Origin of the sequence: Pseudomonas sp. zfem003, assembly GCF_032621675.1 — a bacterium.
Classification (GTDB): domain Bacteria; phylum Pseudomonadota; class Gammaproteobacteria; order Pseudomonadales; family Pseudomonadaceae; genus Metapseudomonas; species Metapseudomonas otitidis.
Map to the genome: position 1 here is coordinate 142,741 of NZ_JAVYJG010000010.1, position 20,310 is coordinate 163,050.

19 protein-coding genes and 2 riboswitches are annotated in these 20,310 nt (G+C 70.6%); of the genes, 12 read left to right on the plus strand and 7 right to left on the minus strand.

The genetic code is table 11. The features are described from left to right. Window positions 1-87: 87 nt before the first annotated feature. A riboswitch (cobalamin riboswitch) is annotated at window positions 88-292 on the minus strand. Between the two features lie 80 nt (window positions 293-372). From cbiE to RTK35_RS23580, 4 genes are all read left to right on the plus strand, one after another. Next, on the plus strand, window positions 373-1,575 hold the full coding sequence (gene cbiE, locus RTK35_RS23565; protein WP_308724542.1) for a precorrin-6y C5,15-methyltransferase (decarboxylating) subunit CbiE: 1,203 nt from the start codon (window positions 373-375) through the stop codon (window positions 1,573-1,575). Next, window positions 1,572-2,303, plus strand: coding sequence for a cobalt-precorrin-6A reductase (locus RTK35_RS23570; protein WP_160483150.1), 732 nt, complete (start codon window positions 1,572-1,574; stop codon window positions 2,301-2,303). The genes cbiE and RTK35_RS23570 overlap by 4 nt, the downstream gene beginning before the upstream one ends. Next, the gene (locus tag RTK35_RS23575; RefSeq protein ID WP_074972774.1) at window positions 2,300-3,007 is read left to right on the plus strand and encodes a (2Fe-2S) ferredoxin domain-containing protein; all 708 of its coding nucleotides are present in this window, start codon (window positions 2,300-2,302) and stop codon (window positions 3,005-3,007) included. The genes RTK35_RS23570 and RTK35_RS23575 overlap by 4 nt, the downstream gene beginning before the upstream one ends. 62 nt (window positions 3,008-3,069) lie before the next feature. Further along, entirely contained in the window at window positions 3,070-3,480 is a 411-nt protein-coding gene (locus RTK35_RS23580; protein WP_316909133.1) for a hypothetical protein, read from the plus strand. Between the two features lie 5 nt (window positions 3,481-3,485). Here the strand turns inward: RTK35_RS23580 and RTK35_RS23585 are convergent, their stop codons facing one another. The 3 genes from RTK35_RS23585 to RTK35_RS23595 form a co-directional block, all read right to left on the minus strand. Then, the gene (locus RTK35_RS23585; protein ID WP_074972778.1) at window positions 3,486-4,628 is read right to left on the minus strand and encodes an MFS transporter; all 1,143 of its coding nucleotides are present in this window, start codon (window positions 4,626-4,628) and stop codon (window positions 3,486-3,488) included. Between the two features lie 254 nt (window positions 4,629-4,882). Further along, on the minus strand, window positions 4,883-5,611 hold the full coding sequence (locus tag RTK35_RS23590; protein ID WP_316909134.1) for a vWA domain-containing protein: 729 nt from the start codon (window positions 5,609-5,611) through the stop codon (window positions 4,883-4,885). Further along, window positions 5,536-6,543: an ATP-binding protein gene (locus tag RTK35_RS23595; RefSeq protein ID WP_316909135.1), complete on the minus strand. Its 1,008-nt coding sequence runs from the start codon at window positions 6,541-6,543 to the stop codon at window positions 5,536-5,538. The genes RTK35_RS23590 and RTK35_RS23595 overlap by 76 nt, the downstream gene beginning before the upstream one ends. A 513-nt stretch (window positions 6,544-7,056) precedes the next feature. Between RTK35_RS23595 and RTK35_RS23600 the strand changes: the two genes are divergently transcribed. Then, the gene (locus RTK35_RS23600; RefSeq protein ID WP_253124622.1) at window positions 7,057-8,148 is read left to right on the plus strand and encodes a 3-deoxy-7-phosphoheptulonate synthase; all 1,092 of its coding nucleotides are present in this window, start codon (window positions 7,057-7,059) and stop codon (window positions 8,146-8,148) included. A gap of 51 nt (window positions 8,149-8,199) precedes the next feature. Here the strand turns inward: RTK35_RS23600 and RTK35_RS23605 are convergent, their stop codons facing one another. Next, the gene (locus RTK35_RS23605) at window positions 8,200-8,541 is read right to left on the minus strand and encodes a zinc ribbon domain-containing protein YjdM (RefSeq protein WP_044402578.1); all 342 of its coding nucleotides are present in this window, start codon (window positions 8,539-8,541) and stop codon (window positions 8,200-8,202) included. A 242-nt stretch (window positions 8,542-8,783) separates the two neighbouring features. On the opposite strand from RTK35_RS23605, the gene RTK35_RS23610 reads away from it, so the two are divergent. Next, entirely contained in the window at window positions 8,784-9,494 is a 711-nt protein-coding gene (locus RTK35_RS23610; RefSeq protein ID WP_107331005.1) for a sulfotransferase family 2 domain-containing protein, read from the plus strand. After that, complete coding sequence (cysC, locus tag RTK35_RS23615) at window positions 9,481-10,089, plus strand: adenylyl-sulfate kinase (RefSeq protein WP_044402573.1); 609 nt, start codon at window positions 9,481-9,483, stop codon at window positions 10,087-10,089. Before RTK35_RS23610 ends, cysC begins: the two co-directional genes overlap by 14 nt. 103 nt (window positions 10,090-10,192) lie before the next feature. Here cysC and RTK35_RS23620 read toward each other — a convergent pair whose 3' ends face one another. After that, window positions 10,193-10,669: an LEA type 2 family protein gene (locus RTK35_RS23620; protein ID WP_410478710.1), complete on the minus strand. Its 477-nt coding sequence runs from the start codon at window positions 10,667-10,669 to the stop codon at window positions 10,193-10,195. A gap of 233 nt (window positions 10,670-10,902) precedes the next feature. Between RTK35_RS23620 and RTK35_RS23625 the strand changes: the two genes are divergently transcribed. Next, the gene (locus tag RTK35_RS23625; protein WP_142012372.1) at window positions 10,903-11,802 is read left to right on the plus strand and encodes a YihY/virulence factor BrkB family protein; all 900 of its coding nucleotides are present in this window, start codon (window positions 10,903-10,905) and stop codon (window positions 11,800-11,802) included. A gap of 4 nt (window positions 11,803-11,806) precedes the next feature. On the opposite strand, the gene cobN is transcribed toward RTK35_RS23625, so the two are convergent. Both cobN and cobW read right to left on the minus strand, forming a co-directional pair. Then, window positions 11,807-15,541 (minus strand): cobaltochelatase subunit CobN, encoded by a 3,735-nt coding sequence (gene cobN / locus RTK35_RS23630; RefSeq protein ID WP_316909137.1) that lies wholly within the window; start codon window positions 15,539-15,541, stop codon window positions 11,807-11,809. 61 nt (window positions 15,542-15,602) lie between these two features. Continuing rightward, complete coding sequence (cobW, locus tag RTK35_RS23635) at window positions 15,603-16,655, minus strand: cobalamin biosynthesis protein CobW (RefSeq protein WP_074972792.1); 1,053 nt, start codon at window positions 16,653-16,655, stop codon at window positions 15,603-15,605. Between the two features lie 90 nt (window positions 16,656-16,745). After that, window positions 16,746-16,940, minus strand: a riboswitch (cobalamin riboswitch). A gap of 98 nt (window positions 16,941-17,038) precedes the next feature. On the opposite strand from cobW, the gene RTK35_RS23640 reads away from it, so the two are divergent. From RTK35_RS23640 to RTK35_RS23655, 4 genes are all read left to right on the plus strand, one after another. After that, window positions 17,039-17,479, plus strand: coding sequence for a cobalamin biosynthesis protein (locus tag RTK35_RS23640; RefSeq protein ID WP_236213731.1), 441 nt, complete (start codon window positions 17,039-17,041; stop codon window positions 17,477-17,479). Then, window positions 17,476-18,228, plus strand: a complete 753-nt coding sequence (cobM, locus tag RTK35_RS23645) for a precorrin-4 C(11)-methyltransferase (RefSeq protein WP_236211387.1) — start codon at window positions 17,476-17,478, stop codon at window positions 18,226-18,228. Before RTK35_RS23640 ends, cobM begins: the two co-directional genes overlap by 4 nt. A gap of 211 nt (window positions 18,229-18,439) precedes the next feature. Continuing rightward, window positions 18,440-19,324, plus strand: coding sequence for a sugar nucleotide-binding protein (locus RTK35_RS23650; RefSeq protein WP_074972798.1), 885 nt, complete (start codon window positions 18,440-18,442; stop codon window positions 19,322-19,324). Then, window positions 19,317-20,243 carry an NAD-dependent epimerase/dehydratase family protein gene (locus RTK35_RS23655; RefSeq protein ID WP_316909138.1) on the plus strand — a complete coding sequence of 309 codons (927 nt, stop codon included), beginning with the start codon at window positions 19,317-19,319 and terminating at the stop codon, window positions 20,241-20,243. Before RTK35_RS23650 ends, RTK35_RS23655 begins: the two co-directional genes overlap by 8 nt. Window positions 20,244-20,310 lie beyond the last annotated feature (67 nt).

The following is a 20,310-nucleotide window of genomic DNA, read 5'->3' on the forward strand; positions in this document are numbered from 1 at the left end:
CGGGTCACCCTGGTTGGCGTCGCGGCGACCGGAATATCCCTAGCCCAGGGACACGTTTGCATCGATACACCCCGCCCGATGCGCTCACACGCGACTGGTTTCACCGGCAGGTCTCCTGGCTGGCAGGTCGTCATCCTCCGCGGCCTTCCCGAGCGCTGCTCAGTGGCCAGGGTGCGTGGACTCGCTGCTTACAGTTGCGGGGGCAGCCACGGTGCGACCGTGTTCCCTCAGTGTCCGGATGGACGCTGGCCAGCGCCTGTAGGGGCCGGCAACCGATGAAGGGCGCTATTATGCCCGCTTTGCGCGACATGAGGAAAAGGCTGCCTGTCGGAACGGCAAGCGGCTGACACCTCGCTAGAGACGGGAGTTTCCATGCAGCCCTGGCTGACGGTTGTGGGTATCGGTGAGGACGGCTATGCGGGCCTCGGCAAGGCGGCGCGCCATGCGCTGCTGGGGGCCACTGAAGTGGTGGGAGCGCCGCGTCAGCTGGCGCTGCTGCCGCGCTGCGTCCGTGCCGTGCGTACGCCCTGGCCGAGCCCGTTCTCCCTGGAACCGGTGCTGGCGCGGCGGGGTACGGCCCTGTGTGTGCTGGCCAGTGGCGATCCGATGCTGTTCGGCGTGGGCGCCAGCCTGGCGCGGCAGGTGCCGGCCGAGGAGATGCAGGTGCTGTCGGCGCCTTCGTCCGCAGCCCTGGCGGCGGCACGGTTGGGCTGGCCGCTGCAGGAGGTGACGCTGCTGTCCACCGTGGCGCGGCCCCTGGCGGTGCTCAACGGCCACCTGCACCCTGGCGCGCGGCTGCTGGTGCTGAGCAACGATGGCCGCACCCCGGCGGCCCTGGCGGCGCTGCTGGCCGAGGGCGGCTTCGGCGCCAGTCGCCTCACCGTTCTGGAGCACCTGGGCGGCCCCCTGGAGCGCCGGCTCGACGGCCTGGCCAACGCCTGGAGCGACGTGGCGGTGGCCGACCTCAACCTGGTGGCGGTGGAGGTGGCGGCCGACCCCGGCACCCGCGCGCTGCCGGTCACCTGCGGCCTGCCCGACGACGCCTACCGCCACGACGGCCAGCTCACCAAGCGCGATGTCCGCGCCGTCACCCTGGCCCGCCTGGCGCCGCGCCCCGGCGAGCTGCTGTGGGACGTGGGCGCCGGCTGCGGTTCCATCGGCATCGAGTGGATGCGCGCCCATCCGGCGTGCCGTGCCCTGGCCATCGAGGCCAACGCCGGGCGCCAGGCGCACATCCAGCACAACCGCGATGCCCTCGGCGTGCCCGGTCTGCAGCTGGTGGCCGGCGAAGCCCCGGCCGCACTGGAGGGCCTGCCGGCGCCGGATGCCATCTTCATCGGCGGCGGCGTCACCGACCCCGGCGTGCTGGCGCAGTGCTGGGCGCGGCTCAAGCCGGGCGGTCGCCTGGTGGCCAACGCCGTGACCCTGCAGAGCGAGGCGACCCTGGTGGCCTTCCGCGCCGAGCACGGCGGCAGCCTGACCCGCATTGCCGTCGCCCAGGCCCAGCCGCTGGGGGACTTCGACACCTGGCGCTCGGCCCTGCCCATCACCCTGCTGGAAGCATTCAAGCCATGAGCCGCCTCCTGCTGCTGGGCGGCGTGACCGAGGCTTTGGCCCTGGCCCGTCGCCTCGGCCCCGCCCATGTCTACAGTCTCGCCGGCCTCGGCAAGGTGCCCCAGGACCTGGCCTGCCAGGTGCGCGTGGGCGGTTTCGGCGGGGCGGACGGGCTGGCGCAGTACCTTCGTCAGGAAGGCATCGATCTGCTGCTGGACGCCACCCACCCCTATGCCGCGCAGATCAGCCACAACGCCGCCCGCGCCGCCGAACTGGCTGGGGTGCCCTGCTGGGCGCTGCGCCGCCCCGGCTGGCAGGCCGGCCCCGGTGACGATTGGCGCGAGGTGGACGACTGGGCCGGCCTGATGGCCGCGCTGGCGCCGTTCCGCCGGCCTTTCTTCACCCTCGGCCGCGAGCCGCTGGAGCACCTGCACAGCGTGCCCGAGCACCAGCACTGGACGGTGCGCTGCCTGCAGGGGCAGGCCCCCGGCGAGCGCTTCGAGGTGATCGGCTCGCGCGGGCCGTTCCACCTGGACGAGGAGCGTGCGCTGTTCGAGCGCCTCGGCACCGACGTGCTGATCAGCAAGAACAGCGGCAGCCAGTCCACCGAACCCAAGTTGCAGGTGGCCCGTGAGCGCGGCCTGCCGGTGCTCATCCTCAAGCGCCCGGCATTGCCGCCGGTGACCCGCGAATTCGACTCGGTCGAGGCCCTCTGGCAGGCCCTCGGCCCCTACCTGGACACACCATGACCGCCACCGTTTACGCCCGCGTGCTGTTCGCCGGGCCCGATCTTGCCGAGGGCGCCTTCGCTGAGCTGTTCCGCCGCCAACTGGTCGCCCTGCGGGGCGAGGCCGCGCTGGCCGATGTGATCGATACCGGCACCGGCCTCGACGCCCTGCGCGAGGCCGTACAGGCCAGCCCGCGCCCGCTGCTGGTGATCGACCTCGACCCGCAGAGCACGCCGCCGCACCTGGACTGGCTGCGCAGCGAACTCGGCCAGTACCCGGCCCCGGAGCAGCTGTTCATCGCCAGCCTGCTGGGCCAGTACGACAGCGACCCGGCCGGCGCCGCCTGCGCCCTGGTGGCGCGTACCGAACTGCACCTGGCCTGCGCCGAGGTGCCGGCGTTGCCGGAGAGCCACGCCTGGTCCTGCATTCCGCCCCATGCCCGGCGCCTGCTGCTGTGCAACGGCCCGCGCTGCACCCGCCGGGGCGCGCTGCCGCTGTGGAAAAAGCTGCGGGAGACCCTCAAGGCCGCCGGCAAGCTGGAATGCGCAGGCGGCGTGCACATCACCCGTACCCAGTGCCAATACCCCTGCGACCTCGGCCCCACCGCCAGCCTCTACCCGGAAGGCGAGTGGTACCGCCTGGAGAGCGAAGAGCAGGTGCTGCGCTGGGTGCAGGCGCGCATCGTCGAAGAGCGGGCGGTGCCGGAGTTGTTGATGAAGGGGTGAGCGTTGCTCTTCGCTAAACGGACAGATGCCGGGCCGGGATGCCCGGCCTGCATGGAGCTGTGATGAGCCGGTCGGCTTTTGCCTGGGGTCTTGCCTTGTCCACTGTCGTCCTCGTTCAGGCTAAGGCTCAGGCTGATCCGGATTGCCCGCCGCAGCGTGAAGAGGCCGCCGCGTTGAATGCCTTGCTGAAACAGTCGCCCGAGGCGCTGGCGCTGGAAGCAGCCCGTGCGGGGCGTATCGAATTCATGCTCGTCCTCGGTTACACGGGGACGCTTCCGGGGCTGTCCCCGGCGACACTTGAGTGCCTGGGGCCGTTTCCCACCCGAGTCGTGCCGGGCACCTCGGACGTGGTTTGTACCGAGGAAATGGCTGAACTCCAGCAGCCGGCCCGGGATTTCGCCAAACGCTACAACCACCGCTTGCTGGCGCTCACCGCGCCGGCTTGCGAGAGATACAACTCTGCTGACCGCTGAACGGGTCAGCGCACGAACCAGCGCGCCGTCAGCGGGGCCGAGAGCATCAGCACCCCGAGGATCACGAAGGCCGTCACCAGCCCCAGCCCCTGGGCGACGAAGCCCACCAGTGCCGGCCCGGCGAGCACGCCGGCGTAGCCCACGGTGGTCACCGCCGCCACGGCGAGATTGGCCGGCATGGTGCCCTGGCGACCGGCAGCGCTGAACAGCACCGGCACGATGTTGGCCGCGCCCAGCCCCACCAGCAGGAAGCCCGCCAGTGCCAGGACGGTGTGCGGCGCCAGCAGCATCAGCGCGAAGCCGGCCGTGGCCAGCAGGCCGCCGCCCACCAGTACGCGGTATTCCCCCAGCCGGGCGATCACCCGGTCCCCGGTGAGCCGACCGCTGAGCATCGCCAACGAGAACAGTGCGTAGCCGATCCCGGCCTTGGCCGGGTCGAACTGGCGCGTCTCCACCAGCAGGATGGCGCCCCAGTCCAGCAGCGCGCCTTCGGCCAGGAACATGGCGAAGGTCAGCGCCCCCAGCAGCAGGACCAGCCCGCGCGGCACCACGAACAGCGGCCCGCTGCCGCCCGAGCGGGTGCGCAACAGGCGCGGGGCGGCGAGGGCGAGGCCGGCGATCACCACCAGCAGGGCGACGAGGATCGCCGGCAGCGGTGCCAGGCCGGCCGCCAGCAGGCCGGTCATGCCCAGGGAACCGACGAAGCCACCGAGGCTGAACAGGCCGTGGAAGCCCGACATCAGCGGCACCGGTGCATCGTTCGCCACCTCCACGGCGTGGATGTTCATCGCCACGTCCATGGCGCCCAGGGAGGCGCCGAACAGCGCCAGCGCGAGGGCCAGCAGCAGGCTGGAATCCGCGCCGGCCAACAGCGGCATGGCGCAGCACAGGCCCACCCCGCCCACCAGGATCACCGGGCGCGCCCCGATCCGCCCCGCCAGCACACCGGCCACCGGCATCGACAGCATCGAGCCGGCCCCCAGGCACAGCAGCAACAGCCCCAGCACCGCTTCGCCGATGTCCAGGCGCGCCTTCGCATAGGGCACCAGCGGCGCCCAGCAGGCCATGCCGAAACCGGAGACGAAGAACGCCAGGCGCGTGGCCAGGCGGGTGGCAGGGCTGTCGGCACAGGGCACGGCGTGGGTCATGGGCGCTTCCGAACGGGAAAAAGGGGTGGACCCTAACACGGGCGCGCGCGCCTTGTGGCTCCACCAGGCGGTTGATGGACGAGGTGGTGTGGTCGTGAGTGGGGCTCGCGTGGGGGATGGCGTTCTTTCCATCCACCAATTCCAGGCACGCAGCCTTGGGGATAACCCCGGTCCCGGGCTGAAGTCCGGGCTACGAGCTGGTGGGCTGAAGCCCACCCTACGGGCGGTGTCTCAATCCGTGTACCCCTGATGGATCAATCCGCCAGCGCCTGGTACTCGGCTTCGAGGAGGGTGGCGAGCTGGCGGGCGCGGCCGAGGCGGATGGGGCCGGACTCGATGTCCACCAGCAGGGTGGTGCAGCCCAGGGGTTGCAGGGCTGGCAGGTCCTTGAGGCGGCCGTCGGTGAGGATCAGCACGCGCTGCTCTTCGCTGGGCCGTTGCCGCTGGCGCGTGGCCAGCCAGCAGGCGGCCTGGGCCAGGGCGTCGGGCAGGGGCGTGCCGCCGCCGGCTCCGAGGCCCTGCAGCCAGGGCTGCAGGCGGGCGTCGGCCTTGCGGCCCTGCCAATGCCACTGGGCCTGGCGACCGCTGGCCGCGAGCACGGCGAGGCGTGCGCGTGCCTTGTAGGCGTCATCGAAGAGCTGGGCCAGCAGCCCCTTGGCACGGGACAGGGCGCCGTGGCGGCGGGTGGAGGCGGAGGCGTCGACGATCACCAGCCAGAGCTGTTCCGCCGCGCGGCTGCGGGGTGTACGGATGAGGTCCTCGGCCCGGCGCGGGCGGCCGCGCAGCAGGGTCGGCAGCCAGGCGATGGCGCCCCCTTGGCCGGGACTGCGGGCGCCGCTGCGGCCTTGGCCGAGGCGCCCTGGCCGGGGCTTGGCACCCGTCCCCTTGGCGTGGCGCGGGCGGGTGCTCAGGGCTTTTTTGGCCAGGCGGGCAGGGCCCTGCGCTCCCCGGTGGGCATGGGTTGGGCGGGCAGTTCGCCCCATTGGCCTTCGCCGCTGGCGTCCTGCTGGGGGCGAGGGGCCTGGGCAGGCGCTTCGCGGGGTGGCTGTGCGGCCGGCGGCGGCGCGTGGTGGCGACGGTGGGCGAGGGCGAAGTGCTCGACGGCGTCGATGTCCTCGGGGGCGATGGCGGTCGCGCCGCGCCAGGCGGCGTGGGCGCGGGCGGCGCGCAGCCAGACCAGGTCGGCGCGCAGGCCGTCGACGCCGGCGTCGAAGCAGCGCTGGGCGATGGCGTCCAGGGCGTGGTCGTCCAGCGGGATGGTGGCGAGGTGTTCGCGGGCGTCCTGGCAGCGGCGGGCCAGGGCCTGCTGGTCAGCGCTCCAGCGGGCGATGAAGGTAGCGGGGTCGGCGTCGAAGGCCAGGCGACGGCGGATGATCTCGGCGCGTTCGGCCGGAGCCGGGGCGTGGTCGAGGCTGACCTTGAGGCCGAAGCGGTCCAGCAGTTGCGGGCGCAGTTCGCCTTCTTCGGGGTTCATGGTGCCGATCAGCACGAAGCGCGCCGGGTGGGCGTGGGACAGGCCGTCCCGCTCGACACGGTTGGTGCCGCTGGCGGCGACGTCCAGCAGCAGGTCCACCAGGTGGTCCGGCAGCAGGTTCACTTCGTCCACGTAGAGCACGCCCTCGTGGGCGCGGGCCAGCAGGCCGGGGGAGAAGCGCGCGCGGCCTTCGCCGAGGGCGGCGTCCAGGTCCAGGGTGCCGACGATGCGGTCCTCGCTGGCGCCCAGGGGCAGGGTGACGAAGATGCCGCGCGGCAGCAGGTCGGCGATGCCCCGGGCCAGGGTGGACTTGGCCATGCCGCGCGGGCCTTCGATCAGCACGCCGCCGATGGCGGGGTCGATGGCGGCGAGGTAGAGCGCGAGCTTCAACGCGTCGGCGCCGACCACGGCGCTGAGGGGATAGTGGCCAGGTTCGGACATGGTGGGTTCCTGCTCAGACATGCCGCGCATGGTAGCGAAAGGCCGATGCAGCCGATAGAAATCCGTGATTGAACGGCGCCTCGGGATGCAGTAGGTTAGCCAGCATTCGCTTTGGAGATCGTCATGTCGCACCGTCCGTCCACTTCGCTCATCGCTGCTCCGGCCCTGGCCGTGGCGGGTGCGCGCGTGGCCACTGCGACCGGCTATTTCTACGGGTATTGGTTTAGCCACGGGCTGACCTGATACCCATCAGGCGGCCCACTCCAGCAGGGTCGCCGCCAAAGCTCCACGAAACCCCCGGTCGGCAACCCGACCGGGGGTTTTTGTTTTCCGACGGTCCACAAGACCACCACGACGTTACCGAGGATCGCACCATGATCAGCTACCGCACCTATCGCTATTACCGCACCGACTGGCGATTTAGCCGCTCCACCCGCACCCCCACACCGACAAGTCGAACACCCAGTTAGTGCGCCGCGCGCGGACCTGCCGCGCCGGCCGAGGAACCCAGCCATGAATTCGTCCGTTTCCGCCCTGTCCACCGCCGCCCAGCCCCTGCACGTCGTTGCCCTGGATGCGCCGGCATCGTCCTCCCGCACCACCCGCCCCCTGCCCACCCCCGCCGAGCTGCGCCGCCGCTTGCCGCTGTCCGTCGAACTGGCCCGCCAGATCCAGGCCCAGCGCGAAGCCGTGCGCGCCGTGCTGGATGGTGAGGATCCGCGCCTGCTGGTGGTGGTCGGCCCCTGCTCGATCCACGACCCGGAGGCCGCCCTGGACTACGCCCGCCGCCTGGCGGCCCTGGCCCCGCTGGTGAGCGACCAGTTGCTGCTGGTGATGCGCGCCTACGTCGAGAAGCCGCGCACCACCGTCGGCTGGAAGGGCCTGGTGTACGACCCGCACCTGGACGGCAGCGGCGACATGGCCGAGGGCCTGGCCCTGAGCCGCCGGCTGATGCTGGAGATCGCCGGGCTCGGCCTGCCGGTGGCCACCGAGCTGCTGCAGCCGCTGGTGGCCGGCTACCTGGACGACGCCCTGAGCTGGGCGGCCATCGGCGCGCGTACCAGCGAGTCGCAGATCCACCGCGAGATGGTCAGCGGCCTGGACCTGCCGGTGGGCTTCAAGAACGGCACCGACGGCAGCCTCGGCATCGCCACCGATGCCATGCGCTCGGCGGCCCACGCTCACCAGCACTTCGGCCTCGATGCCCAGGGTCGCCCGGCGCTGGTGGAAACCGCCGGCAACCCGGACACCCACCTGGTGCTGCGCGGTGGCCACAAAGGCCCGAACCATGATGCCGCCAGCGTGCAGGCGGCCCGCGAAGGGCTGGAGAAACTGGGGATCGCGCCGCGCATCCTGGTGGACTGCAGCCACGCCAACAGTGGCAAGGACCCGCTGCGCCAGCCGGCAGTGCTGACGGACGTGATCGACCAGCGCCTGGCCGGCCAGGACGCCCTGCGCGGGGTGATGATCGAGAGTCACCTGTTCGACGGTGCCCAATCGCTGTCGTGCGAGCTGCGCTACGGCGTGTCCATCACCGATGGCTGCCTGGGCTGGGAGGGGACGCAGCGGATGCTGCTGGAGGCGGCCGCGCGCCTGCGCGGTTGAAACGAGCCGGGCGCACCGCGAGGGTGCGCCCGTGACGCGGAGGTGCGGGGGTCAGACCTTGCGCACGAACTCCGACTTGAGCTTCATGGCGCCGATGCCGTCGATCTTGCAATCGATGTCGTGGTCGCCGTCCACCAGGCGGATGCCTTTCACCTTGGTGCCCACTTTCACCACCAGGGACGAACCCTTGACCTTCAGGTCCTTGATCACGGTGATGGTGTCGCCGTCCTGCAGCACGTTGCCGACCGAATCCTTGATCACGCGGCCTTCTTCAGCGGCGGCTTCGCCAGCCTCGGCGGACCATTCGTGGGCGCATTCGGGGCAGATCAGCAGCGCGCCGTCTTCGTAGGTGTATTCGGAATTGCACTTGGGGCAGGGTGGCAGGTTGCTCACGGGGTACTCACTGTGTGGCACGAAAAAGGCCGCATAGTGTATAGGGTTTTAGCCTCGGATTGGCGGTGGCTGTGCGGGCCGGGCTTTGTATCGGTTTGCTGACACTCTTTACCAACTGGGCATAAGCCGTGGCATCGCGGTTGATAAGGTTTTCGCAGGGAGCATGACTGCTCTTGCGTACAGGGATGTGGCGCGACCTCAACCGTAGGGCCGTGAGGCCCCCGTACCACCAGGACCACCCGATGCTGCAACGCCTCCTCTGGAAACTCCTGCCCAAGGCGCAACGGCGCTTCCTGCTGGACCGCCTCTCGGTGGTGGATCGCCAGGCCGTTAACAAGGCGATGTCGGCCAACCTCGCGTTTCCCGAGCCGTTCCAGCAGCGCGCCTGCCTGTTCATCCACGTGCCCAAGTGCGCCGGCAGCAGTGTCTGCCTCAGCCTGTTCGATGGCTGGTACCCCGGCCACCTGCCGCTGTACTGGTACGAGCGGCAGTTCCCGGAGCAGTACGCCGAAAGCTTCAAGTTCACTTTCGTGCGCGACCCGCTGGAGCGGGCCTATTCGGCCTATGCCTTCCTGCGGGGCAACCCGCTGTCGACCCGCGATGCCGAGGCCCAGCGCCTGGTGCGCAGCTTCCGCGACTTCGACGAGTTCGTCGCCCGCTGGCTGCACCCGGACAATCTCCACCGCCAGCTACACTTTGCGCCGCAGACCGATTTCCTGGTCGATTCGCTCGGGCAACTGGCCGTGGATTTCATTGGCCGCCAGGAAAACATGGCGCATGATTTCCACCGTCTCTGCCAGCGGCTCGGGGTCCAGGCCGACCTGCCCCGCGCCAACGTCTCATGCGAGCGCCAGGCGGCGCCGGTGAGGCAGTTCTGTACCGCTCGAACCCGCCGCCTGGTGCGACGGGCCTATCAACGCGACTACGAGATGCTTGGCTATGCCCAGTCCTGACTCCTCCGCCGTGCCGGCGTGGATCCGCCCCTACAACCTGGCCCTGTCCAAGTCCGCGCGCGCCGCGATCAAGCACCAGCGCCCCTGCTGCATCTGGCTGACCGGCCTTTCCGGCGCCGGCAAGTCGACCCTGGCCAACGCCCTGGAGATGGAGCTGAACGCTCGTGGCCTGCACACCTTCGTGCTGGACGGCGACAACGTGCGCAACGGGCTCTGCCGTGACCTGGGCATGGACGATGCCTCGCGCCGCGAGAACATCCGCCGCATCGCCGAGGTGGCCCGGCTGATGGTGGATGCCGGGCTGGTGGTGATCGTCTCCGCCATCTCGCCGTTCCGAGCCGACCGCGAGGCGGCTCGGGCGCTGTTCCAGCTGGGCGAGTTCCACTGCGTGTACGTCAGCACCTCCTTCGAGGCCTGCGCCCGGCGCGACCCGAAGGGCCTGTACAAGGCCGCGCAGGAAGGACGCATCCGCAACTTCACCGGGCTCGACAGCCCCTACGAGCCGCCGCTGGACGCCGAATGCGTGATCGACACCGAGGAGGTGGAGGTGCCGCAGGCGCTGGAGCTACTGGTGGACCTGGCGCTGGGGCGTTAGGCGCTCGGTCGTTCCCGGCGGGGCCGTTTGGCCTCGCCCGCCACCTCGCTCCATGGGGCGCTGTTCCGCCCCGCCTCGCCTGTGCTTCCAGCCACCCAGCCGCTCAATACACCTGCACCGGTTCGGCCAGGTTCAGCACGCCGCTGTCGTTGAAGCGCACGGTGCCCCAGAACCCGCCGCCGAGTTTGCCGCGCACGCTGTAGGGAATGCCTGCGCGGGTGTTGCGGCTGCTGGTGGCGCCCCAGGCCTGGCGCAGGGCGGAGAAGGCCGAGATGGTCACCGGCACGCTCACCACGGTTTCGCTGAAGCGGGGGATTTCCCCGGCCTGGTCGGAGACGCCGCTGGCCAGCGGCTGGTCGTTGATGTCCAGGTCCAGGGCGACGCCGTTGTAGCGGATGGGCGTGTCGTTGGGGTTCTGCACCCGCAGCTTCACCACGAAGCGCATCTCCAGCCCCTGGCCGGGGACCGGCTCCATGCCCACCAGGTCGATGCGCACCGGGTCCCGTGGGGCCAGGTTGGCGCAGCCCGAGAGCGCCAGCAGGAGCAGGGTGCAGAGCAACGCGTGGAGGGGGTGGCGAATCGTGTGCATCGGGGCGGTCCATCGACAACGGGAGCTGTGTGTACAGACCGGTCGTGGCGCCGATCATTCCCCGCCGGCCGCAAAGCGCAGCGCGGCGCAACGCCTCGACCCTCCGGGATGCCGCGGCCCAGGCGCGGCGGCGCCGGGCTGACCGCCGGTCGGAAAATCCCCCTGAACTCCTGCCTCCGCTGCGCCGTCCATTGCCTTGCCAAGGAACTAGAGCGAGCCGAGCCATGATCCGCTACCTGGGCCTGAAGGGCGTCAAAGGGCGCACCCTGCTGGTCAGCACCGTCAACGAGTTCATCGACGATGAACTGCCGACCTATGCCTCGGCGCTGGCCTTCCAGATGTTCTTTTCCCTGTTCCCGTTCCTGCTGTTGCTGATCGCGCTGATCGGCTTCCTGCACCTGCCGACCTTCTTCGACTGGTTGCAGACCCAGGCGGCGCTGGTGCTCCCGGTGGAGGCGATGGACCTGGTGCGCCCGGCCATCGAGCAGTTGCAGACGCAGAAGCCCGGGCTGTTCTCCCTGGGTGCGGTGGTGGCGCTGTGGTCCGCCTCGTCGGCGGTGCGTTCGAGCATGGATGCGATGAACCGGGTCTACGACGTGGTGGAGAGCCGCCCGGCCTGGAAGCGCATTCCGCTCTCGGTGCTCTACACCCTGGGCGTGGCGGCCTTCCTGCTGGCGGCGGCGGGCTTGATGATCACCGGGCCGCAGGCCATGGGCTGGCTGGCGCAGCGGGTGGGCATCGAGGAGGCGGTGGTGATCCTGTGGAACTGGCTGCGCATTCCGGCCGCGATCCTGCTGATGATGGCGGTGGTGGCGACCCTCTATTACCTGCTGCCGGACGTGAAGCAGGAGTTCCGCTTCATCACCCCCGGCTCGGTACTGGCGGTGCTGGCCTGGCTGCTGGCCTCGTTCGGCTTCAGCTACTACGCCCAGCACTTCGCCACCTACAACGCCATGTACGGCAGCATCGGCGCCATCATCATCCTTCTGCTGTACCTCTACCTGTCGGCGGCGGTGCTGCTGCTTGGGGCGGAGCTGAACGCGGTGATCGAACACCACTCCCGCGAGGGCAAGAACCCCGGCGAACGCCGGCCGGGGGAAGACGGCAGCGTGGCGCAGGGCTGAGCCGTCACTGTTCCTCGATGTCCAGCAACAGGTCTTCGAGGGCCTCGCGGTAATCCCCCGGTTCTTCCCACAGGCCGCGTTGCTGGGCTTCCAGCAGGCGCTCGGTGATGTCACGCAGGGACTCGGGGTTGTGCTGCTGGAGGAAGGCGCGGGTGTCGGCATCCAGCAGGTAGGCGTCGGCCAGCAGGGCGTACTGGTGGTCGTCCACCAGGTGGGTGGTGGCGTCGAAGGCGAACAGGTAGTCCACCGTCGCGGCCAGTTCGAAGGCGCCCTTGTAGCCGTGGCGCTTCATGCCGGCGATCCACTTGGGGTTGGCGGCGCGGGCGCGCACCACCCGGCCCAGTTCCTCCCGCAGGGTGCGGATGCGCGGCAGGTCCGGCTGGCTGTGGTCGCCGTGGTAACTGGCGACCGCCTGGCCGCGCAGGGTCTCGGCGGTGGCGAGCATGCCGCCCTGGAACTGGTAGTAGTCGTTGGAATCGAGGATGTCGTGCTCGCGGTTGTCCTGGTTCTGCAGCACCGCCTGCAGCCCTTCCAGGCGCTCGCCGAAGCGTTGCCGGGCCGGGGTCCCTGCATCGCTGGCCCCGTAGGCGTAGCCGCCCCAGTTGAGGTAGGCCTCGGCCAGGTCGGTGCGGGTTTCCCAGGTGCGGGCCTCGATCACCCCTTGCACGCCCGCGCCGTAGGCACCGGGCTGGGCGCCGAACACCCGCCAGCCGGCTTCGCGGCGCGCGGCCTCGGCAGGCAGGCCTTCGCCTTCCAGGCGGGCGCGGTCTTGGCGCACGCGGGCGGCGAGGGGGTTGAGGTCGTCGGGCTCGTCCAGCTCGGCGACGGCCTGCACGGCCGCGTCGAACAGGCGGATGAGGTTGGCGAAGGCGTCGCGGAAGAAGCCCGAGACCCGCAGCGTCACGTCCACGCGCGGGCGGTCCAGCAGCGACAGCGGGAGGATCTCGAAGTCCTCCACGCGCTGGCTGCCGGCCTGCCACACCGGGCGTACGCCCAGCAGGGCCATGGCCTGGGCGATGTCGTCGCCGCCGGTGCGCATGGTGGCGGTGCCCCAGACGGACAGGCCGAGCTGGCGCAGGTGGTCGCCTTCGTCCTGCAGGTGGCGCTCCAACAGCAGGCTGGCGGACTGGAAGCCCAGGCGCCAGGCGGTGGGCGTGGGCAGGTTGCGCACGTCCACGGTGAAGAAGTTGCGCCCGGTGGGCAGTACGTCGAGGCGCCCGCGGCTGGGGGCGCCGCTGGGGCCGGGGGGCACGAAGCGCCCGTCGAGGGCGGCCAGCACGCCGCCGATTTCCGCTGCGCCGCAGGCGTCCAGGGCGGGGGCGATCACCTGCCGCAGGTTGTGGATAACCGCGTCGCTGGCGGGGCCGATGGCTTCGGCGGCCGGGTTGGCGATCAACTGGCGGGCCAGCAGTTCCAGGCGCTCGCGGGTGTCGCCGTTACTGCGCCAGGGCGCGTCGTCGACGCCTTGGAGCACGGCGGGGCGTGGCCCCTCCCAGGGTTCGGCCCAGGCCAGGTCGAGCGGGTCGCGGCCGAGCGCCAGGTCGCGGGCGAGGGCGCGCAGCAGGCTGGCGTTGCCGCCCTTGCCGTCGGCACGGGGAATGCGCACCAGGGACAGCAGGGTGTCGTCGCGCAGGCCCGCCACGGGGGATTCGCCGAACACGTGCAGGCCGTCGCGGATCTGCGATTCCTTGAGGTCGCAGAGGTAGGCGTCCAGCTGCGGCAGCCAGCTGTCGGCGTCGTCGTTGAGGCTGAGGCCCAGCTCGCGGTCGAGGGCGGTGGCCCTGACCAGTTCGAGGATTTCGCCGCGCAGCTGTACGGCCCGGCGCGGATCGAGCAGGGAGGCGTCGTAGTACTCATCGGCCAGGCGCTCCAGGTCGCGCAGCGGGCCGTAGGTTTCGGCGCGGGTCAGCGGCGGCATCAGGTGGTCGATGATCACCGCCTGGGCGCGGCGCTTGGCCTGGGCGCCTTCGCCGGGGTCGTTGACGATGAAGGGGTAGATGTTCGGCAGCGGACCCATCACCGCGTCCGGCCAGCATTCGGCGGACAGGCCGACGCCCTTGCCGGGCAGCCATTCGAGGTTGCCGTGCTTGCCGACGTGCACCAGCGCATCGGCGCCGAACACCTCGCGCAGCCAGAAGTAGAACGCCAGGTAGCCGTGGGGCGGCACCAGCGACGGGTCGTGGTAGATAGCCGCCGGGTCCAGCTGGTAGCCCCGCGCCGGCTGGATGCCGACGAAGGCGAGGCCGAAGCGCAGGCCGGCGATCATCATCCGTCCGCTGCGGAACATCGGGTCCTGTTGCGGCTCGCCCCAGCGCTCCGTCACCGCCCGCTGGTTGGCTTCGGGGAGGCGGGCGAAGCAGGCGAGGTAGTCGTCCAGAGCCAGGCTCTGGGCGCAGGGGCGGGCGTCGAGGCTGTCGAGGTCGTTGCTGACGCCGCCCAGCAGGCTGTGGATAAGGGCGGTGCCGCTCTCCGGCAGGCCGGCCACGGGGTAGCCCCGGGCCTCCAGGGCGCGGAGGATGTTCAGCGCACCGGCCGGGGTGTCCAGGCCCACGCCGTTGCCGATGCGGCCATCACGGGTGGGGTAGTTGGCGAGGATCAGCGCCACGCGCTTGTCGGCATTGGCCTTGCGCGCCAGCAGCAGCCAGCGCCGCGCCAGTTCGGCGACGAAATCCATGCGCTCGACATGGGGCAGGTAGCAGACCACGTCGCTCTGGCTGCGCTCGCTGCGCCAGGCCAGGCCCTTGAAGCTGATGGCGCGGGTGATGAGGCGGCCGTCCAGCTCCGGCAGGGCGACGTGCATGGCCAGGTCACGGGGACCCAGGCCCTGGGCGTTGGCCTCCCACTGGGGCTGGTTGTCCAGGCTGCAGATAGCCTGGAACACCGGCACGTCGCGGCGGAACGGGCGCAGGCTGGGGGCCTCCGGCGAGGACTGGGCGAAGCCGGTGGTGTTGATGATCAGCTCGACGCCGGCCTCGTCCAGCCAGTCTTCGAGGGTGGCCAGGCAGGCGGCCTCCTTGAGGCTGGCCACGGCGATGGGCAGGGGGTTGAGGCCCTGGGCGGCGAGGCGTTCGCAGAAGGTGTCGAGGAAGCCGGTGTTCGCCGCCTGCAGGTGGGTGCGGTAGAACACCAGCGCCACCACCGGCTGCTCGGGTTGCCAGTCGGCGCGCCAGTGGGCGAGCCCGGCGTTGGGCTGGCGCGGGTGGTAGACCGCGACGCGGGGCAGCGCCCTGGGCTCCTCCCAGGGCATCGCGTGGCCCAGGCAGCGGCTGGCGAGGCAGGCGAACAGCTGCCGGGCGTTGTCCAGCCCGCCCTGGCGCAGGTAGTGCCAGTAGCGCTCGGCATCCTCTGTGGGAACGGTGCAGAGCCGTGCCAGCTCGGGATCGGGGCGGTCGTCGCCGGGCACCAGGATCAGCGTGGCGCCGCGCTCGGCCAGCGCCACCAGTTGCTCGATGCCGTAGCGCCAGTAGCCGACGCCGCCGTGTACGGAGATGAGGATGACCTTGGCGTGCTGCAGCACCTCGTCGACGTAGAGGTCCACCGAAGCGTGGTTCTGCAGCTGCATCGGGTTGGCCAGGCGCAGGCTCGGGTAGTCCTCCGGCAGCGTGCGGGCGGCTTCGGCCAGCAGCGCCAGGTGCGAGTCGCCGCTGCAGAGGATGACCAGCTCGGCGGGCGTCTGGGCCAGGTGGGCGATGCCATCGTCGGGGACGAAGCCGCCGGGCTGGGTGCGCAACAGGTGCATGGCTCGGGCCTCGGCTCGGTGGAGCGGCCCTCTCCCGGGGGGAGAGGCGCCGGTTCGGCGGTTACGCCAGGGCGGTGCGCAGTTCGTTGGCGATGGTGGCCTGGTCCAGCTCCTGGCCGATCACCACCAGGCGGGTGGCGCGGGGCTCGTCGCTGCGCCAGGCGCGGTCGAAGTGCTTGTCGAAGCGCTTGCCGACGCCCTGCACCAGCAGGCGCATGGGCTTGCCGGTGACGGCGACGAAGCCCTTGATGCGCAGGATGGCGTGGCGTTCCACCAACTGGCCGAGGGCCGCGAGCAGGGCGCGCTCGTCCACTTCCGGGAGGTCGACGTGGAAGGAGTCGAACTCGTCGTGGTCGTGGTCCTCGTGTTCTTCGTGATCGTGGTGGGTGGGGCGGCTGTCGATGTGCAGCTCGGCTTCGGCGTTCAGGCCCAGCAGCACGTCCAGCGGCAGCTTGCCGGAGGCGGCCTCGACCACCTTCACCGCCGGCGGCAGCTCTTCGCTGACTTCGGCGCGTACGGCGGCCAGGGCGTCGGCATCCAGCAGGTCGGTCTTGTTGAGGATCACCAGGTCGGCGCTGGCCAGCTGGTCTTCGAAGAGTTCGTGCAGGGGCGATTCGTGGTCGAGGTTCGGGTCCTGCTTGCGCTGCTCGTCCACCTGGTCGGGGAAGGCGGCGAAGGTGCCGGCGGCGACGGCGGGGCTGTCGACCACGGTGATCACCGCGTCCACGGTGCAGGCGTTGCGGATCTCGGGCCACTGGAAGGCCTGCACCAGGGGCTTGGGCAGGGCCAGGCCGGAGGTCTCGATGAGGATCTGGTCGAGGTCGCCACGGCGCGCCACCAGCTCGCGCATGACCGGGAAGAACTCTTCCTGCACGGTGCAGCACAGGCAGCCGTTGGCCAGTTCGAAGACGCGGCCCACGGCCTCTTCCTCGCTGCAGCCGATGCTGCATTGCTTGAGGATGTCGCCGTCGATGCCCAGCTCGCCGAATTCGTTGACGATCACCGCGATGCGGCGACCCTGGGCGTTGTCCAGCATGTGGCGGAGGAGGGTGGTCTTACCGGCACCGAGGAAGCCGGTGACGATGGTGACGGGGAGCTTGGCCAGGGTTTTCATGCGCGCCTCTCAGGTGCTCTGTGGCGGGCATGACGAATGCAGCGGGCCGGGCCCACTGGAGGTATTCGCCACCGGATCACCCCGCCCGGTTGTCTGGAAATTCGCCGAGGCAGGTCTCCTGGCTCGCAGCCTGGCGCGGGGCGCCGCCGGGTCCGCCTTCCCGCCCGTGGGCAGTGGCTGTGGACAGGGCATCAGCTGCTTACAGTTGCGGGGGCAGCCGTGGCTTGGACCACGTTCCCTCTTAGCTCCAGCGCTCGCTGGAGAACCTCGAAAGGACGGAAGGCTACGCAGGGCCCGGGCGGCGGTCAATCGCGTTGGTTGACGCCTCGTCGGGCCCGTGCTGTCCTTGCGCGGATTTTTCCCGCCCGGTCGCCTGCCACGCCATGAACCCCGCTGCTCCTTCCCTGACGCCGCCTTCGCTGGTGGCCGGTTTCGGCTGCCGCCAGGGCTGCACGACGGCGGAACTGGGGGCCTTGCTGGATGCCTGCCTGGCCGAGGCCGGGGTGCCGCCGGCGTGCCTGGCGGCGTTGTCGACCCGCGAGGACCGCGCCCTGGAGCCGGGCCTGCAGGCGCTGGCGGCGGAGCGCAACCTGCCGTTGCAGGGCGTTTCCCCCGAGGCGCTGAATGCTCTGGAGGCGCGCCTGAGCCAGCCGTCCGAGCGGGTCCGCGCCCTGGCAGGCAGTGCGGGGGTGGCCGAGGCAGCGGCCCTGGCGCTGGCCGATCGGCTGGGGCAGGGGCCTTCGCACCTGCTGCTCGACAAACGCCGCAGTGCCCGCGCGACCTGCGCGCTGGCCTGCATCCACCTGGAGGCTGAACGGCCATGACGGTCTATTTCATTGGCGCCGGTCCGGGCGATCCGGAACTCATCACGGTGAAGGGGCAGCGGCTGATCCGCCATTGCCCGGTGATCCTCTATGCCGGTTCGCTGGTGCCGGAGGCGGTGCTGGAGGGGCACCAGGCGCAGCAGGTGGTGAACACCGCCGAGCTGCACCTGGAGCAGATCGTTGCGCTGCTGGCCGAGGCCCATGCTCGGGGCCAGGACGTGGCGCGGGTGCATTCGGGCGATCCGTCGCTGTATGGCGCCATCGGCGAGCAGATCCGCCACCTGCGCGAGCGCGGCATTCCCTACGAGATCGTGCCGGGCGTCACCGCCACGGCGGCCTGCGCGGCCCTGCTGGGCTGCGAGCTGACGCTGCCGGAGGTGTCGCAGACGCTGATCCTCACCCGCCACGCCAGCAAGACGCGGATGCCCGAGGGCGAGTCCCTGGGGGACCTGGCCCGTCACCGGGCGACCCTGGCGATCCACCTGGGGGTGAGCCGGATCGAGGAGATCGTCGCCGAACTGCTGCCGCACTACGGGCCGGCCTGCCCGGTGGCGGTGATCCACCGCGCCAGCTGGCCGGACCAGGCCCAGGTCACCGGCACCCTCGCCGACATCGCCGAGAAGGTGCGGGCCGTGGGCTTCCGCCGGACGGCGCTGATCCTGGTGGGGGAGGTGCTGGCGGCCGAGGGCTTTGCCGACTCGTCGCTGTACCGCGCCGGGCATGCGCACCTGTACCGGCCGGGCGAGTGACGGCCCGGTCGCGGGAGGTTCACTGCATATCGCCGGTTGTTGCCTGCCGGATGCCGGCTTTTTCGCCTGCGTTCGCCTTGCCCGCCCCGATCCGCCCTGGCTTTTCGGCGGGCCTGTAGTGACGTACCGCTGTGAAACCCGCAGAATGCAGCCTTTCCGGCCTTTGGCCGGCCCGTCCGTATGACTTCGGCCTTGAGCGACCTGACTCCTTATGCGAATGCGCTTGATGCTGCTGGGCGGTGGCAATGCCCTTGGACAGGCGCTGATTCGCCTGGGTGCCGAGGATGATGTGGGGTTCCTCGCCCCGCGCCCGCCCGAGCAGGGTTGGGACGCCGCCAGCCTGACGCAGTTGCTCGACGACACCCGCCCCGACGCGGTGGTGAACCTCGCCTACTACTTCGACTGGTTCCAGGCCGAAGACGTGAGCGCTGAGCGCTTCGCGGCCCAGGAGCGGTCGGTGGAGCGCCTCGCCGAGCTGTGCCAGCACCACAACATCGTGCTGCTGCAGCCTTCCAGCTACCGGGTCTTCGATGGCGCCCGCGCCACGGCCTACAGCGAGAAGGACGAGACTATTCCCCTGAGCCTGCGTGGCCAGTCCCTCTGGCGCATCGAACAGAGCGTTCGCGCCCTGTGCCCGCGCCACGTGCTGCTGCGCTTCGGCTGGCTGCTGGACGACAGCCGCGAAGGCACCCTGGGCCGTTTCCTGGTCCGCGCCGAGCGGGACGACGAGATCTGCCTGGCGGACGACCGCCGTGGCAACCCGACCCCGGCCGACGATGCCGCGCGAGTCATGCTGGCAGTGCTCAAGCAGCTGGACTGCGCCGCGCCGCTGTGGGGCACCTACCACTACGGCGCCCACGAAGCGACCACCACCCTGGCCCTGGGCCAGGCGGTGCTCACCGAAGCACGCGCCCTGCACCCGCTGAAGGTGCAGGACATCACCCCGCAGGCCCACGCGGCCCGCCCCGACGCGGCGGACGAACCGCAGCACGCCGTGCTGGCCTGCAAGAAGATCTTCCACACCTTCGGCATCAAGCCGCGCGCCTGGCGTGCGGCCCTGCCGGCCCTGCTGGACCGCTACTACCGACATGGCTGATCCCATCCTCATCACCGGCGGCGCCGGCTTCATCGGTTCGCACCTGGCGGACCAGTTGCTGGCCCGCGGGCACGCAGTGCGCGTGCTGGACAACCTCTCCACCGGCAAGCCCGGCAACCTGGCACTGGACAACCCGCGCCTGGAGCTGATCGAGGGCGATGTGGCCGATGCGGCGGTGGTCGCGCGTGCCATGGCCGGCTGCAAGGCGGTGGCGCACCTGGCCGCCGTGGCCTCGGTACAGGCTTCGGTGGATGACCCGGTGGCGACCCACCAGGCCAACTTCATCGGCACCCTGAACGTCTGCGAAGCCATGCGCACCTACGGGGTGAAGCGCGTGCTGTTCGCTTCCAGCGCGGCGGTCTACGGCCAGAACGGCGAAGGCCAGGCCATCGACGAAGACACCGCCAAGGCGCCACTGACGCCCTACGCGTCGGACAAGCTGGCCAGCGAGCACTACCTGGATTTCTACCGGCGCGAGCACGGCCTGGAGCCGGCGATCTTCCGCTTCTTCAACATCTACGGCCCGCGCCAGGACCCGTCGTCGCCCTACTCGGGGGTGATCAGCATCTTCACCGAGCGGGCGCTGGCCGGTTCGCCCATCACCGTCTTTGGCGATGGCGAGCAGACCCGTGACTTCCTCTACGTCGGCGACCTGGTGCAGGTGCTGGCCGAGGCGCTGGAGATGCCGGCTGTGGAGGTGGGGGCGGTGAACGTCGGCCTGCGCCAGTCCACCAGCCTGAACCAACTGCTGGCGGCCATCGGCAAGGTGGTGGGTGGCCTGCCGGAGATCCGCCATGCGCCCGGGCGTGCGGGGGACATCCGCCACTCCCTGGCCGACAACCAGCGCCTGCTGGCACGCTTCGACTTCCCCGAGCCGACGCCCCTGGCCAAGGGCCTGGCCGAACTGCTCGGCCGCTGAGCCGCTCCATGAGAAAGGCGCCTCCGGGCGCCTTTCTTCTTTCCGCTCGCTTTCACCCTAGGGCTTC

Excerpts from the sequence above, each read along its gene's own strand:
- cbiE (WP_308724542.1), top strand. The coding sequence starts at position 373 with ATGCAGCCCTGGCTGACGGTTGTGGGTATCGGTGAGGACGGCTATGCG.
- RTK35_RS23570 (WP_160483150.1), top strand. The coding sequence starts at position 1,572 with ATGAGCCGCCTCCTGCTGCTGGGCGGCGTGACCGAGGCTTTGGCCCTG.
- RTK35_RS23575 (WP_074972774.1), top strand. The coding sequence starts at position 2,300 with ATGACCGCCACCGTTTACGCCCGCGTGCTGTTCGCCGGGCCCGATCTT.
- RTK35_RS23580 (WP_316909133.1), top strand. The coding sequence starts at position 3,070 with ATGAGCCGGTCGGCTTTTGCCTGGGGTCTTGCCTTGTCCACTGTCGTC.
- RTK35_RS23585 (WP_074972778.1), bottom strand. The coding sequence starts at position 4,628 with ATGACCCACGCCGTGCCCTGTGCCGACAGCCCTGCCACCCGCCTGGCC.
- RTK35_RS23590 (WP_316909134.1), bottom strand. The coding sequence starts at position 5,611 with ATGGGGCGAACTGCCCGCCCAACCCATGCCCACCGGGGAGCGCAGGGC.
- RTK35_RS23595 (WP_316909135.1), bottom strand. The coding sequence starts at position 6,543 with ATGTCCGAACCTGGCCACTATCCCCTCAGCGCCGTGGTCGGCGCCGAC.
- RTK35_RS23600 (WP_253124622.1), top strand. The coding sequence starts at position 7,057 with ATGAATTCGTCCGTTTCCGCCCTGTCCACCGCCGCCCAGCCCCTGCAC.
- RTK35_RS23610 (WP_107331005.1), top strand. The coding sequence starts at position 8,784 with ATGCTGCAACGCCTCCTCTGGAAACTCCTGCCCAAGGCGCAACGGCGC.
- cysC (WP_044402573.1), top strand. The coding sequence starts at position 9,481 with ATGCCCAGTCCTGACTCCTCCGCCGTGCCGGCGTGGATCCGCCCCTAC.
- RTK35_RS23625 (WP_142012372.1), top strand. The coding sequence starts at position 10,903 with ATGATCCGCTACCTGGGCCTGAAGGGCGTCAAAGGGCGCACCCTGCTG.
- cobN (WP_316909137.1), bottom strand. The coding sequence starts at position 15,541 with ATGCACCTGTTGCGCACCCAGCCCGGCGGCTTCGTCCCCGACGATGGC.
- cobW (WP_074972792.1), bottom strand. The coding sequence starts at position 16,655 with ATGAAAACCCTGGCCAAGCTCCCCGTCACCATCGTCACCGGCTTCCTC.
- RTK35_RS23640 (WP_236213731.1), top strand. The coding sequence starts at position 17,039 with ATGAACCCCGCTGCTCCTTCCCTGACGCCGCCTTCGCTGGTGGCCGGT.
- cobM (WP_236211387.1), top strand. The coding sequence starts at position 17,476 with ATGACGGTCTATTTCATTGGCGCCGGTCCGGGCGATCCGGAACTCATC.
- RTK35_RS23650 (WP_074972798.1), top strand. The coding sequence starts at position 18,440 with ATGCGAATGCGCTTGATGCTGCTGGGCGGTGGCAATGCCCTTGGACAG.
- RTK35_RS23655 (WP_316909138.1), top strand. The coding sequence starts at position 19,317 with ATGGCTGATCCCATCCTCATCACCGGCGGCGCCGGCTTCATCGGTTCG.